We start from the raw sequence: 13,010 nt of genomic DNA, 5'->3' as shown, positions 1-13,010 counted from the left end.
GATCTCGTCGATCTCGTCGGACTTGGTCACGCGCCGGTTCTGTCAGCTTCCTGTCGCCGCCTTCCAGTCCTCCACGTACGAGGTGAGGTTCTCGGAGATGTCCGTCCAGTCCGGCTCGAAGACCTCGACGCCCTCGACGATCCGGTCCAGGGCGATCGCGTCGGCGTCGGTGGCCTTGATGTCCTTGCGGGCCGCGAAGCCGCCGCCGACCGAGCTGACCTGGGCCTGTGCCTGCTGGCTGAGGAGGTGGTCGAGGAACTTCTTCGCGTTGGCGTTGTGGGGCGCCTTGGTGACCAGGCCCGCCGCGTACGGCAGCGCGAACGTCGTCGGCCTGCCGCCTTCCTTGGCGGGGAACCAGATGCCGAGGTTCGGCATGTCCTTGGACTGCGCGTAGTTCATCTGTACGTCGCCGTTGGCGGCCAGCAGCTCGCCCTTGTCGACCTTCGGCGCGAGCTTGCCCGTGGAGGCGGACGGGCCGACGTTGTTGCGCTGGAGCTTCTTCAGATACGCCATCGCCGGCTTCCTGCCGCCGAAGTCGTGCATGGCCTTGATGAGCACGGCCGTGCCGTCGCCCGCGACGCCGGGCGTGGAGTACTGCACCTTGTTCTTGTACGTGTCTTCGGTGAGGTCCTCCCAGGTCTTGGGCGCCTTGCCGCCCGGCAGTTCCTTCTTGTTGTGGATGAAGCCGAAGTAGTTGTTCACGACGGCGGTCCACTTGCCGTCGGCGTCCTTGGCGGAGCCGTCGACCTCCTCGGAGCCCTTGGGCTCGTAGGCCTGGAGGAGGCCCTTGTCGTCGGCCTGCTGGATGAAGGGGGGCAGCGTGATCAGGACGTCGGCCTGGGTGTTGGACTTCTCGCGGACGGCGCGCTGCACCATCTCCCCCGAGCCGCCCTCGACGTAGTTCACCTTGATGCCGGTCTTCTTCTCGAAGTCCTTGAAGACCTGGTCGTACCAGCCGTCGCCGTTCTCGCCCTTGAGGCCGTCGGCGCTGTAGACGGTGACGACGTCGTCGTCGGACGCGGCCGTACCGCCGCCGCACGCGGTGAGGGAGCCGGCGAGCACGAGGCAGCCGGTGACGGCGGCGAGCGTTCTGATCTGCGTGGCGCGGGACATGACGCGGGGTACTCCTTGCGAGGGCGGGGACATGGGTCAGCGGTAGGAAGCGCGGGTGCGGACGCGGGAGACGGCGAGGAGCACCAGCAGGGTCGCCGCCATCAGGACGACGGCGAGGGCGGCTCCGGTGAAGGTCGAGCCGCGGTCGGTGGCCGCGTAGATCCGCACGGGGAGCGGCGTCCAGTCGGGCGGGTAGAGCATCATCGTGGCGCTCAGCTCGCCCATGGAGAGCGCGAAGCAGAGCCCGGCCGCGGCGCTCAGGGAGGGCAGGAGCAGCGGCAGCCTCACCTTCCACAGGACGTACGAGGGCCGGGCCCCGAGCGAGGCGGCGGCCTGTTCGTACGCCGGGTCGAGCCGCGCGAGGGCGGCCGCGACCGACTGGTGGGCGAAGGCCGTGACGAGGACGGCGTGGGCGAGGACGACGATCCACCGGGTGCCGTTGAGGAGCATCGGCGGCTCGCTGAACGCCACGAGGACCGCGAGCCCGACGACGACCGAGGGCACGGCGACCGGCAGCACGAAGAGCGTGTCGAGCACCCTGCCCGCGAGGCGGGAGAGCCGTGGCCCCTTCTTCAGCGAGGCGGCGGCGAGCGCGGCCCAGGACCCGGCGGCGAGCGCGAGGAGACTCGCGGTGACGGCGGTGACCAGGCTGGTGGTGAGGGCCTGGAGGGACTCCCCGCGGGTGGCCGCCGCGTAGTGCCCGGTGGTGAGGCCGGACGGGAAGGCACCCGACCAGTGGGCGGAGAAGGAGGCCGCGAGGATCACCAGGAGCGGCAGCGCGAAGAGGGGCAGGAAGAGGACGGCGAAGAGGACCCAGGCGGCCCACCTGCCGCCGCGGCTATGCACCAGCACGTCGGCTCACCACCCGGTAGAGGCCGTAGAGGCCCACGGAGATCGCGATGTTGACGACGGCGACGACGCAGGCCGCAGGGTAGTCGGACTCCAGGATGGCCTTGCCGTAGACGAGCGTCGGCAGCGTGGTGACCCCTTTGGCGCCGGTGAAGAGGACGATGCCGAACTCGTTCAGGCACATGACGAGTACGAGGCTGCCGCCGGCGGCGAGCGCGGGCAGCGCCTCGGGCAGGATGACGCGGCGCACGATCCTGGCGGGCTTCGCGCCGAGGCTCGATGCCACTTCGAGCTGGGCCGTGTCGAGCTGCGAGAACGCGGCGAGCAGCGGCCGCAGCACGAACGGCGTGAAGTACGTGATCTCCGCGAGCAGCACGCCCCACGGTGTCGACAGGAACTGGAAGGGCCCCTCGGCGGCCCCGGTCGCGTCCGTCCAGATCCCGTTGGCCATGCCCTTGGTTCCGTAGACGAAGAGCAGGGCGAGGGTGATCAGGAAGGACGGGAAGGAGAGGAAGACGTCGATGAACCGGGAGACGGCCCTGGCGCCGGGGAACGGCACGAAGGCGATGACCAGCGCGAGCGCGAACCCGAGCACGAGACACCCGATGGTGGAGCCGAGCGCGAGCCACACGGTGGTGGCGAGGGCCTCACGGAAGGCCTCGGAGGCGAAGACGTCCGCGTAGGGCTGGAGGGAGGTCCCTCCGGTGTCCGGCCGCACGGACTGCTGGACGACGAGGGCGAGCGGGTAGAGGAAGACGAGTCCGAGCACGGCCACGGGCGGCAGGGCCCACACCCAGCCGGGCACGGCGCGGGGCGGTCGCACGGCGGGTGCGGCGCCGCTCATCACGGCGCTAGCCATCGGTCACCACCCCCGCGGTGAGCAGCACCGCGTCCTCGGGGGCGAAGTGCACGGTGACCTGGTCGTCGATGGCGGGCGGGGTGCGCAGTTCGCGGACGTCCGCCTTGATCCGCTCCCCGCCCACGTCGACGTACAGCCGGTGCGTGGCACCCCGCCACTGGACCTCGCTCACCCGGCCGGTGAGCGCGTTGGGCCCCTCGCCGAGGCCGACGAGGTGCGGGCGGACGCAGAGCGTGGCGGTCGCGCCGGGAGCGGCGTCGCCCGTGTCGACCTTCAGCTCGGCACCGTCGAGGGTGACGGTGCCCGCGCCCACGGTCACCGCGAGGAGGTTCGCGTTGCCGACGAACGAGGCCGTGAACTCCGTGCGGGGCGTCCGGTAGAGCTCCTGCGGGGTGCCGCAGTCCTGGAGCCTGGCCCGGTCCATGACGGCGATGCGGTCCGCCAGGGTCAGCGCTTCGACCTGGTCATGGGTGACGTACAGGATGGAGACGTCCGGCAGTTCGCGGTGCAGCCGGGCGAGTTCGGCCAGCATGCCCGACCGGAGCTGTGCGTCGAGCGCGGACAGCGGCTCGTCGAGCAGGAGCACGCCGGGCCGGATGGCCAGGGCCCGCGCGATGGCGACGCGCTGCTGCTGGCCGCCGGACAGCTCGCGCGGATACCGCTCGGCGTACGCGCCCATGCCCGTCATCTCCAGGGCCTCGGCGACCCGCCCCGGGATCTCGGCCTTGGCGGCCTTCTGCGCCCGCAGGCCGAAGGCCACGTTGTCCTTGACGCGCAGGTGCGGGAAGAGGGCGTACTGCTGGACGACCATGCCGATGCCCCGCCGGTGCGGCGGCAGCCCGGTGACATCGTGCCCGCCGATGAACACCCGCCCGGAGGCGGGCCGCACGAACCCCGCCACGGCCCGCAGCGCGGTCGTCTTGCCGGACCCGGAGGGCCCGAGCAGGGCCATGACCTCGCCGGGTTCGACGGTCAGGTCGAGCGAGTCGAGGACGGTGTTGCCGTCGTAGGCGACGGAGACCCGGTCGAAGCGGATGCCGCTGCTCATGTCCGCCCCCGGGCCGGCGGCGGAGACGACGCGAGCAGCGCGGGCAGTTCGGCGACCGAGGCGAGGACGTGGGTGGCGCCGTGCTCCCGCAGCCCGGCCTCGCCGTGGGCGCCGGTCAGCACGCCCGCGACGACCCCGGCCCCGGCCCGCACCCCGCTGGTCATGTCGTACGCGGTGTCGCCCACGACGGCGACCTCCCGCACGTCCGCCACGGCCCCGGTCCGCAGGAAGGCGCTGAGCACCATGTCCGGGTAGGGCCGGCCGCGGCCGCCCGCGTCGGCGGGGCACAGGGTCAGCTCGACGAGGCCGCGCCAGCCGAGCGCGTCCAGGATGGCGTCCTGCGTGACGCGGGCGAAGCCGGTGGTCAGGACCACCGTCAGGCCGTCCGCCCGCAACTGTTCGACGGCTTCCCGCGCTCCGGGGATCGGCGCGATCCGGCCGCCGTCGACCAGCTCTCCGTACGCCTTCTCGAAGGCGGTGTTGGCCCGCCGGGCGAGCGTCTCATCGCCGAACAGGTGCCGGAACACGGAGATCTTGGACTCGCCCATCGTGGCGCGTACGTAGGCCAGCTTCTCGGTGTGGTCCGCGGAGCCCGGCTCGACGCCGAGCTCTCCCGCGGCGGCGGAGAAGGCCTGTTCGACGAGGCCCCCGTCGGCGACGGTGGTCCCCGCCATGTCGAGCACGACGAGCCCGACGCGTCGCTGTCCCATGGTCACCTCTGTGGTCATCTCCCTGGTCACCTCTCTCACCAGCCCAACTCGTCCGCGGTCCGCTCGGCGATCGCCGGTGAACAGGTCATGCCGCGCCCGCCGGGCCCGGTGACCAGCCACACGCCCTCGCGCAGCTCCTGGCGGTGGACGACGCGGCTGGTGTCGACGCACTGCGCGTACACCCCGGCCCAGCGCCGCCTGATCTTCGGCAGCGGGCGTCCGAGGAAGCCCTCGACGACCTCGGTGAGGTGGTCGTAGGGCTCTTCGAGGGTGTCGAAGGCGAAGGGGTGCTCGTACTCGTGCGTGTCGCCGATGGTCAGGCCGCCGTCCGCACGCTGCACCATCAGGAGCTGCATCTTGTGCGCGGCGGCGGTGGGCGTCTGCGCCTGAGTGGCGTTGAGCGCGTCGAGGGCGTCCGACGTGTACGCCGGGTAGTACCGGAAGCTGTCCGCGTCCGCGACGGACGTCGTGAGCGCCTCGCCGAGCGGCTCGGTCTGCATCATCTGCAACCGGACCCGGCGCACGGGCAGGTCGGGCCCCGCCAGTTCGCGCACGAGGCCGCCGAGCCAGGCGCCGGTGGCGAGCACGACGACGTCGCCTCCGTGCACCTCCCCGTGGTCGTCCCGTACCGCGCCCGCGCCGATGACCTCGCGGACCTCTCGGTTCGGCACGAACGTGTAGCGGGGCGACTTCAGCAGCGCCTCCCGCAGCCGGAGCTGGGCGGTGCGGGGCTCCACGGCGGCGTCCCGCTCGCACCGCAGGGCCGCGAGGAAGTCGCCGCGCAGCGCCGGGTTGAGGGCGCGCGCCTCGTCGGCGGTGAGCAGCTCGTACCCACGGGCCGCCGCGTCGGTCCTGGCGAGCGCGGCCTCGGCGACCGCGCGCTCACGCTCGTCGCGTACGAGGGTCAGGGACCCGTTGGCCCGGAAGCCGAGGCCCGGCACGCGCTCGCCGATGCCCTCCCACAGCTCGCGGGCGCGCAGGGCGGTGTCGAGTTCCTCGCCGCCCGCGCGGCCGCTCACCCATATCTGTCCGAAGTTGCGCAGCGACGCCCCCCTGGCCTCGCTCTCGCGCTCGATCTGTACGACCTCGTGGCCGCGTTCCACTGCGTGCCAGGCGTGCATGGTTCCCACCACGCCGGCTCCTACGACGATGACTCTCACGGCGGCAACGCTCCTGCCGCCGGGTGGCGCGGGCGGGACCGAGCGGCAACGGGACGGTTAACGGGCCATCAATCTTGGACTAGACCCGTTATGTTTCCGTTACCTGAGTCGCCTACTTGTCGGTGCCCTCGCCGTCCGCGAGCCGGGTGGTGAAGGAGAAGCGGTCGCCGCGGTAGAGGGTGCGGACCCGCTCCAGGGGGCGGCCCGCCGTGTCGCGGGAGAACCGGTGGATGAGCAGCATGGGCAGCGCGGGCGGCGTCCCGATGAGCAGGGCCTCGCGCGGGGTGGCGAGCACCGTCTCGATCCGCTCGTCGGCGTCACCGAAGGCGATGCCGAGTTCGTCGCGGAGGTAGGCGTAGAAGGAGGAGTCCGGTGCGAAGTCGGCGTCGAGGCGGGGCACGCGGGCCACGGAGACGTACGTGCTCTCCAGGCCGACCCGTTCGTCGTCCGCGAGCAGTACGCGCTCCATGTGCCAGACCGGTTCGCCGGGTCCGGCCCCGATCTCGGCGGCGAGCGGGGGCGGGCACGGGAAGCGGTCGAGCGAGATGAGACCGCGGCCCGGCGTCCGCCCCTGCCGCCGTACGCCCTCGGTGTAGCTCGCGAGCGACAGCGGCTGCTCCAGCTTGGGCCCCGCGGCGACCGTGCCGCGCCCCTGCCTGCGCAGCCGCCCCTCCAGGAGCAGTTCGCGCAGCGCCTGGCGCACGGTCTCCCGCGCCACCTCGTACCGCACGGCGAGGTCCCGCTCGGTGGGCAGGGCCTGGCCCTCGACCAGCTCGTCCACGAGGGCGGAGATCCTGGCCTTGACGGCGTAGTACTTCGGGATGCGTCCGTGCTCGGGGATGCCGGAGCGGACGGGGGCGCCCGGCGCGTGGCCGAGCGGGCGGGCGGGGTTCGGTTGGTCCACCCGGGGATGTTCGCAGACGTACGTGAACGGCGGACTCAGCGGTTTTTGGTGGCGGTTCCGTTGCGGATGCGGCGGGCGCCCGCGATCACGGCGGCGCCGCCGAGCACGAGGATTCCGGCGGCGGCGCCGAGGGCGATCAGGAACCGCTCGCCCGTCTGCGCGAGCTGGTCGGCGGAGAGCGTGGTGGGGGTGTCGGGCGCGATGGCGAAGGCGTAGGGGTTGGACTCGCCGACCCAGTCGCCGTCGTTCTTCCTGCGCTGGACGAGCGCGGCGGTGGCGGTGACGCTGTCGGCGGCGGCCTCACCGGTGAAGCCCATCCGCACCTTGGCCGTGACGGTCTTGCCCGGCCCGACCGTGAAACCGCCGAACCCGTCGTCGAAGACGCCGACGTTCTCGTTCTGGTCGGTCCTGTGGAAGGCCACGGGGTGCCAGCGGGAGCCGTCGTGGAACTCCAGCCGGATGTGCTCGGGGCGCAGCGACCGCTCCTTGCCGACCAGGACGACGAGGGGGTGGACACGGCCGCAGGGCTCGCTGGTGGCGTTGGTGAGATCGATCGACCACTCGTGTTCGCCGCCGCCAGGACGGTAGGTGCGCGGACCCTCGTGGATGCGGGCGTCGATGGGGAATCCCGCGCGGTCGTCAGGGGCGCAGGTGGGTTCGTACGCGGCGATCGGGGTGGGGCGCGCCGGCGCCGGGGCCACGCTCTCCCCCGCCCGGGCGGGCGCCCCCGCGACGGCGAACGCGAGGGTGACGGCCAGGGCGAGAGCGAGGGCGACGGCGACGGCGGTGGCCACGCCGGAGGCGGGGGAACTGCACAGGCGCATGGAGGACCTTTGCGGGACGGACCGCCGAGCGCCTCCCGCCGGGTGTACGGGAGCGGCGCCGCGGACGGCGTTCGTACGGGCCACCGCCGGCCCGGCACAGTCGTGGCCCGGTTGCGCGGTGGCGGGGGCAGCGCCCTCTCGCATACCTGCCCCGCCGGCACCTTCCCGCCGCGCCCCGGGACCTGTTTGCCCCCGATCGGCCGCTGCCCGACCGCACGATCGGTCCAGCGCGGGGCACCGGGGCGCCCCCTTCGGACGCCGCCGGGGGCTTTGAGCCGCAGGGCGGGACGGGGCGGCTTCGACTGCGGGGCGGGGTCTTTCAGCCGCCGGGTGCGCTGAGTGGTTCTGCCGGTCGGCCGAAGAGGGGGGACAGGATCAGTTGGGCCGCTCCCTCCGCCACCGCGCGTTCGCCGCCGGGCGCCAGTGTGACGGGGACTTCCGCTCCGCCTCCGCCGCGGCGGACTCGTTCGGTCACGACGGTGCCCACATCTCGTACGAAAAGATCTCCGGCGGCGAACACCGTGCGGCCACCGAGCAGGACGCGGTCGATGTCGAGCAGCCCGACCAGGTTCGCCGCGGCCGTGCCGAGCACCCGCGCGGCCTCGGCGAGGTCGCCCGCCGCGACGGCCGCCAGGCAGAGCGCCTCGACGCAGCCGCGGTCCCCGCACTCGCAGGGCGGCCCGTCGAGCCGCAGCACCTGGTGCCCGAACTCCCCCGCCCCGGTGCGGGCCCCGCGGTGCAGGGAGCCGCCGAGTACGAGACCGGCGCCGAGCCCGGTGCCCAGATGCAGATACGCGAAGGAGTCCGCGTCGCCCGCCGTGGCCATGCCGAGGGCGGCGGCGTTGGTGTCCTTGTCCACGGCCACCGGCAGCCCGAGCCGCGCCGCCAGCGCGTCCCGCAGCGGAAACCCGTCCCACTCCGGGAACCCCGTCACCCGCCGCAGCACCCCGCCGGCATGGTCGAGCGGCCCGGGCAGAGCGACCCCGACCCCCGGCACGGGCACGCCTCCCGGCCCCGCGGCCACCTCGGGCCCGTCCGCGAGGAGGCTCCGCACCGCCCGCGCCGCCGCCTCGACCACGGCGTCCACGCCCGCCGCGAAGGCCAGCGGGGCGCGGTGTTCGGCCACCACCGCCCCGGTGAGGTCGACCAGGACCGCCGTCAGCTCGTCCCGGTCCAGGTGCAGGCCCACCGCGTGACCGGCCTCCGGCACCAGGCGCAGCACGGTGCGCGGCTTGCCGCCCGTCGAGGCCCGCCGCCCCGCCTCCGCGGCGAGCCCCTCGGCCCGCAGCCGCGCGGTGATCTTGCTGACCGCCTGCGGGGTGAGCCCGGTGCGCTCGGCGAGTTCGAGGCGGCTGATGCCCGCCTCACCCGCCGAGCGCAGCAGGTCGAGCACCAGCGCGGCGTTGTGGCCGCGCAGCACCGGCAGGTTCACCCCGGGGCTGATCCGGCTTCCATAGGACTTCACCAGGCCATTGTCCCGCCCGCTTGCACTTTGGCAACACCGTTGCTTAAGTGGAGGGCATGACTGGTACAGGCACCTCGCGCGTCGGCCTCATCGGGTACGGCCTCGCGGGCTCCGTCTTCCACGCCCCGCTGATCGCCGCCACCGAGGGCCTCGCGCTCGACACGGTCGTGACGTCGAACCCCGACCGGCAGGCGCAGGCCCGCGCCGAGTTCGGCGACTCCCTGCGCCTCGCGGCCTCGCCCGACGAGCTGTGGGACCGCGCGGACGAGCTCGACCTGGTCGTCATCGCGTCCCCGAACAAGACCCACGTGCCGCTCGCCACCGCCGCCCTCAAGGCGGGCCTGCCGGCCGTCGTCGACAAGCCGGTCGCGGGCACGGCCGCCGAGGCGCGCGAGCTCGCCTCCCTCGCGGACGAGCGCGGACTGCTCCTGTCCGTCTTCCAGAACCGCCGCTGGGACAACGACTTCCGCACGCTGCGCCAACTGCTCGCCGACGGCGGCCTCGGCGACGTATGGCGCTTCGAGTCCCGCTTCGAGCGCTGGCGCCCGCGCCCCAAGGGCGGCTGGCGCGAGTCCGGCGACCCGGAGGAGATCGGCGGGCTCCTCTACGACCTGGGCAGCCACGTCGTCGACCAGGCCCTGACGCTGTTCGGCCCGGCGGTGAGCGTGTACGCCGAATCGGACGTGCGCCGCCCCGGCGCCGAGGCGGACGACGACACGTTCATCGCGGTGACGCACGCCGACGGCGTCCGCTCGCACCTGTACGTGAGCGCCACCACCGCCCAGCTCGGCCCGCGCTTCCGCGTCCTCGGCTCCCGGGCCGGTTACGTGAAGTACGGCCTCGACCCCCAGGAGGCCGCCCTACGCGAGGGCCGGCGCCCCGCGGCGCCGGACCCCTGGGGCGTGGAGCCCGAGTCGATGTGGGGCACCGTCGGCTCCGGCGAGTCCCCGGCGACCGGCGGCGGCCGCCCGCTGCCGACGCTGCCGGGCGACTACCCCGCGTACTACGAGGCGGTCGCCGCCGCCCTGCGCGGCACCGGCGAGAACCCCGTGACCGCGTACGAGGCCGCCGCGGCCCTCGACGTCCTTGAGGCGGCCCGCCGCTCGGCCCGCGACGGCGTGACGGTGACGCTGTGACGGCGACACCCGGGAAGAGCCCGGCCCCCTCGATCGACGAACTGGAGGCCCAGGAGACCCGCCTGACCCTCCCCCGCTTCACGCACGACGACGCGTGGACGCTCGGCTCGCTCCTGGTGGAACTGGCCCGCGAGCGCGGCGCCCCGGTGGCCATCGACATCACCCGCGGCGGCCAGCAGCTCTTCCACGCGGCGCTGCCCGGCTCGACCCCGGACAACGACGCCTGGCTGGCCCGCAAGCGCCGCGTCGTCGAACGCTACGGCTGCTCGTCGTACCTGGTCGGCTCCCGCTTCCGCGCCAAGGGCACGACGTTCGAGGCCTCCTCCCGCCTGGCCCCGGACGTCTACGCGGCCCACGGCGGGGCCTTCCCGATCACGGTCGAGGGCGCGGGCGTGATCGGCGTGGCAGCGGTCTCGGGCCTCCCGCAGCTGGAGGACCACGCGTTGGTGGTGGAGGCGCTGGAGAGGTTCGCCGGGGCGTAGATCGGGGCTACGCGTCCTTCAGTTCCTGTCGCTGCCGCCCGAGGCCCTCGATCTCCAGCTCCACCACGTCGCCCGCCCGCAGATACGGCTTCGGCTCGGGGTGGCCCATCGCGACGCCCGCCGGCGTACCGGTGTTGATGACGTCACCCGGGTACAGCGTCATGAACTGGCTGACGTACCGCACGACCTCCGCCACCGGGAAGATCTGGTCGGCGGTCGTGCCGTCCTGCTTCAGCTCACCGTTGACCCAGAGTTTCAGGGACAGCTCCTGCGGGTCGGGTATGTCGTCGGCGGTGACCAGCCAGGGGCCCAGCGGGTTGAACGTCTCGCAGTTCTTGCCCTTGTCCCAGGTGCCGCCGCGCTCGATCTGGAACTCCCGCTCGGAGACGTCGTGCGCCACCGCGTACCCCGCCACGTGCGCGAGCGCGGCCTCGTGCGACTCCAGATAGCGGGCCGTACGTCCGATGACCACCGCCAGCTCCACCTCCCAGTCGGTCTTCACCGAGCGGCGCGGCACCAGCACGGTGTCGTCCGGACCGACCACCGTATCGGCCGCCTTGAAGAAGACGACGGGCTCGGCGGGCGGCTCGGCACCGGTCTCGCGGGCGTGGTCGTGGTAGTTCAGGCCGATGCACACGACCTTCCCGATCCGCCCCACCGGCGGCCCGACCCGCAGCCCCTCCGCGACAAGAACCGGCAGGTCACCGGCGTCGGCGGCGGCCCTGATCCGGTCGAGGGCCGCCGCGTCGGCGAGCACGCTCCCGTCGATGTCGGCGACGATCCCCGACAGGTCCCGCAGGGTTCCCCCGGCGTCGAGCAGCGCGGGGCGCTCCGCGCCCGCCGTACCGACTCGCAGCAGCTTCATCGTCTGACTCCCTTGGTCGAGCGTGACCTACGTGATCACGTGGCCAGGCCGATGGGTTGCGGCCATCGGAGGTTTGGTCGATCGTCCAAGGTCGGCGTCCGCTCCGCAATACCCCGTTCACGTACTGGACCTTTACGGCCCGGTAGCCACGGCTCAGACGGCGGTCGCCAGGCCCGCCGCCCCCGCGGGCACATCGCGGTACAGGAACGCCCGCTCCACCGCGCTCCAGGTCGTGCTCGTCACCACGTACAGCGCGGCGGCCAGCGGCACCACGGCCACGGTGAACAGAGTCATGAACGACATCAGCGGCATCACCTTCATCATCGCGCCCATGCCGGGCATCTGCGGGTCCCCGCTCCCCCCGGCCTGCGTGGACGCCGCCTGCTGGGTGGACGCCATCTGCTGCTTGGTGCGCCGGTAGTTGAAGGTCGCCACGGCCGCGACGATCGCGAACAGCACCAGGTAGACGAGCCCCTGCGCCCCGAAGACGCCACCCTCGGCCAGCGCGTCGGTCCACCGACCGCCCAGCGGCGCGGCGAAGAGGGTATGCCCGAGCAGCGCGTTCGCCTCGCCACCGATGCTGGAACTGGAGAACAGGTGGTAGAGCAGGAAGAACGCCGGCAACTGGAAGAGGCTCGGCAGGCACCCGGAGAGCGGCGACACCTTCTCCTTCCGGTGCAACTCCATGACTGCCTTCTGCAACCGCTCCGGATTCTTGGCGTGCTTCTTGCGCAACTCCGCGATCTGCGGCGAGAGCTTGGCGCGCGCCTTCTGGCCGCGGGCCGACGCCCGGGACAACGGGTGTACGAGCAGACGTACGCAGGCGGTGAAGAGCACGATCGCGGCGGCGGTCGCCGAGCCGTGGAAGAGCGGTTCGACGGCGTCGGCGATGTGCTCGACCAGACCGGCGAACACGGACATGAAGGAGGAGAAGAGGTCGGACATGGAGAAGCCCTCCGGGGATCTCGTCGTGCCGGGAGTGCCGACCAACCGAGCGGCGATCAACTGAGCAGTGATCGGCTGGATGGTGATCGGCTGAGCAGTGATCGGCAGAGTGCTGATCAGCTCGGCATGACGATCCGCGAGGGGCGTGCGCTCTACGGGAGGTGGCGTTCCCCTACGCGGCCGTCAGGAGGGGACGGCCGGGTGCTCGGGGGCGCCTGCGGCCCCTGGCGTCGGGGTCGCGCTGCGGCAGGAAGGCGGTGCGCCGCTCCCGGTCGCGGATGGCCGTGCGCACCCTGGTGCGGGGCACGGCGGGCGCGCAGCGCGCGGCGATCACCGAGCAGACGGTGAGCGCGGTGCCGACGGCGGCGGTCGCGGCGAGCGCGACGGCGGCCGTGAGGCTGCCGGTGTCGACGAGGACGACCTCGACGAGGAGGAACAGGAGAAGCAGGGCGGGGCGCAGGGCGGCTTTGCCGCCGCGGATCAGATCGCGCACCGTCACTCCTCCTCTCCGTCACCGTCACACGTGTGCGGCAGTAGTCATACTGCCGCACTGTCCTACGGTCCTACTGCCCCCGTTATACAGGATCGGTGTCGCTGGGCTGAAGGAGCCGGCGGACCCGGGCCCCCGTGGGCGGGACCTGAAGGCAGCC

General features: G+C 72.9%; 14 protein-coding genes. 2 read left to right on the top strand and 12 right to left on the bottom strand.

Going from position 1 to position 13,010, the window contains the following annotated elements; translation table 11 throughout:
- Positions 1 to 42 precede the first annotated feature (42 nt).
- From ACZ6JY_RS00830 to ACZ6JY_RS00790, 9 genes are all read right to left on the bottom strand, one after another.
- Positions 43 to 1,113, bottom strand: a complete 1,071-nt coding sequence (locus ACZ6JY_RS00830; protein ID WP_469190867.1) for a 2-aminoethylphosphonate ABC transporter substrate-binding protein — start codon at positions 1,111 to 1,113, stop codon at positions 43 to 45.
- A gap of 36 nt (positions 1,114 to 1,149) precedes the next feature.
- Positions 1,150 to 1,965 carry an ABC transporter permease gene (locus ACZ6JY_RS00825; protein WP_469190865.1) on the bottom strand — a complete coding sequence of 272 codons (816 nt, stop codon included), beginning with the start codon at positions 1,963 to 1,965 and terminating at the stop codon, positions 1,150 to 1,152.
- Positions 1,952 to 2,806, bottom strand: a complete 855-nt coding sequence (locus ACZ6JY_RS00820; RefSeq protein ID WP_469191870.1) for a 2-aminoethylphosphonate ABC transporter permease subunit — start codon at positions 2,804 to 2,806, stop codon at positions 1,952 to 1,954. Before ACZ6JY_RS00820 ends, ACZ6JY_RS00825 begins: the two co-directional genes overlap by 14 nt.
- Positions 2,807 to 2,813: 7 nt before the next feature.
- Positions 2,814 to 3,869 (bottom strand): ABC transporter ATP-binding protein, encoded by a 1,056-nt coding sequence (locus ACZ6JY_RS00815; RefSeq protein ID WP_469190863.1) that lies wholly within the window; start codon positions 3,867 to 3,869, stop codon positions 2,814 to 2,816.
- Complete coding sequence (locus ACZ6JY_RS00810) at positions 3,866 to 4,597, bottom strand: phosphonatase-like hydrolase (RefSeq protein ID WP_469190861.1); 732 nt, start codon at positions 4,595 to 4,597, stop codon at positions 3,866 to 3,868. The genes ACZ6JY_RS00815 and ACZ6JY_RS00810 overlap by 4 nt, the downstream gene beginning before the upstream one ends.
- Before the next feature lie 17 nt (positions 4,598 to 4,614).
- Positions 4,615 to 5,739 (bottom strand): TIGR03364 family FAD-dependent oxidoreductase, encoded by a 1,125-nt coding sequence (locus ACZ6JY_RS00805; RefSeq protein ID WP_469190859.1) that lies wholly within the window; start codon positions 5,737 to 5,739, stop codon positions 4,615 to 4,617.
- A gap of 112 nt (positions 5,740 to 5,851) precedes the next feature.
- On the bottom strand, positions 5,852 to 6,643 hold the full coding sequence (locus ACZ6JY_RS00800; protein WP_469190857.1) for a GntR family transcriptional regulator: 792 nt from the start codon (positions 6,641 to 6,643) through the stop codon (positions 5,852 to 5,854).
- 35 nt (positions 6,644 to 6,678) lie between these two features.
- Positions 6,679 to 7,467: a hypothetical protein gene (locus tag ACZ6JY_RS00795; protein ID WP_469190855.1), complete on the bottom strand. Its 789-nt coding sequence runs from the start codon at positions 7,465 to 7,467 to the stop codon at positions 6,679 to 6,681.
- Positions 7,468 to 7,786: 319 nt separating this feature from the next.
- Entirely contained in the window at positions 7,787 to 8,932 is a 1,146-nt protein-coding gene (locus tag ACZ6JY_RS00790) for an ROK family transcriptional regulator (protein ID WP_469190853.1), read from the bottom strand.
- 56 nt (positions 8,933 to 8,988) lie between these two features.
- On the opposite strand from ACZ6JY_RS00790, the gene ACZ6JY_RS00785 reads away from it, so the two are divergent.
- Both ACZ6JY_RS00785 and ACZ6JY_RS00780 read left to right on the top strand, forming a co-directional pair.
- Complete coding sequence (locus ACZ6JY_RS00785) at positions 8,989 to 10,068, top strand: Gfo/Idh/MocA family oxidoreductase (protein ID WP_469190851.1); 1,080 nt, start codon at positions 8,989 to 8,991, stop codon at positions 10,066 to 10,068.
- The gene (locus tag ACZ6JY_RS00780; protein ID WP_469190849.1) at positions 10,065 to 10,550 is read left to right on the top strand and encodes a heme-degrading domain-containing protein; all 486 of its coding nucleotides are present in this window, start codon (positions 10,065 to 10,067) and stop codon (positions 10,548 to 10,550) included. The genes ACZ6JY_RS00785 and ACZ6JY_RS00780 overlap by 4 nt, the downstream gene beginning before the upstream one ends.
- A gap of 7 nt (positions 10,551 to 10,557) precedes the next feature.
- Here the strand turns inward: ACZ6JY_RS00780 and ACZ6JY_RS00775 are convergent, their stop codons facing one another.
- The 3 genes from ACZ6JY_RS00775 to ACZ6JY_RS00765 form a co-directional block, all read right to left on the bottom strand.
- A complete protein-coding gene (locus ACZ6JY_RS00775; RefSeq protein ID WP_469190847.1) occupies positions 10,558 to 11,415 on the bottom strand; it encodes a fumarylacetoacetate hydrolase family protein in 858 nt (285 codons plus the stop codon).
- 153 nt (positions 11,416 to 11,568) lie between these two features.
- A complete protein-coding gene (locus tag ACZ6JY_RS00770) occupies positions 11,569 to 12,360 on the bottom strand; it encodes a YidC/Oxa1 family membrane protein insertase (RefSeq protein WP_469190845.1) in 792 nt (263 codons plus the stop codon).
- A gap of 172 nt (positions 12,361 to 12,532) precedes the next feature.
- Positions 12,533 to 12,853: a DUF6412 domain-containing protein gene (locus ACZ6JY_RS00765; protein ID WP_469190843.1), complete on the bottom strand. Its 321-nt coding sequence runs from the start codon at positions 12,851 to 12,853 to the stop codon at positions 12,533 to 12,535.
- Positions 12,854 to 13,010 lie beyond the last annotated feature (157 nt).

It is taken from the genome of Streptomyces sp. NPDC046335, assembly GCF_055587985.1.
This window is presented reverse-complemented; position numbering and strand designations above follow the sequence as displayed.

Excerpts from the sequence above, each read along its gene's own strand:
- ACZ6JY_RS00830 (WP_469190867.1), bottom strand. The coding sequence starts at position 1,113 with ATGTCCCGCGCCACGCAGATCAGAACGCTCGCCGCCGTCACCGGCTGC.
- ACZ6JY_RS00820 (WP_469191870.1), bottom strand. The coding sequence starts at position 2,806 with ATGAGCGGCGCCGCACCCGCCGTGCGACCGCCCCGCGCCGTGCCCGGC.
- ACZ6JY_RS00815 (WP_469190863.1), bottom strand. The coding sequence starts at position 3,869 with ATGAGCAGCGGCATCCGCTTCGACCGGGTCTCCGTCGCCTACGACGGC.
- ACZ6JY_RS00810 (WP_469190861.1), bottom strand. The coding sequence starts at position 4,597 with ATGACCACAGAGGTGACCATGGGACAGCGACGCGTCGGGCTCGTCGTG.
- ACZ6JY_RS00795 (WP_469190855.1), bottom strand. The coding sequence starts at position 7,467 with ATGCGCCTGTGCAGTTCCCCCGCCTCCGGCGTGGCCACCGCCGTCGCC.
- ACZ6JY_RS00785 (WP_469190851.1), top strand. The coding sequence starts at position 8,989 with ATGACTGGTACAGGCACCTCGCGCGTCGGCCTCATCGGGTACGGCCTC.
- ACZ6JY_RS00775 (WP_469190847.1), bottom strand. The coding sequence starts at position 11,415 with ATGAAGCTGCTGCGAGTCGGTACGGCGGGCGCGGAGCGCCCCGCGCTG.
- ACZ6JY_RS00770 (WP_469190845.1), bottom strand. The coding sequence starts at position 12,360 with ATGTCCGACCTCTTCTCCTCCTTCATGTCCGTGTTCGCCGGTCTGGTC.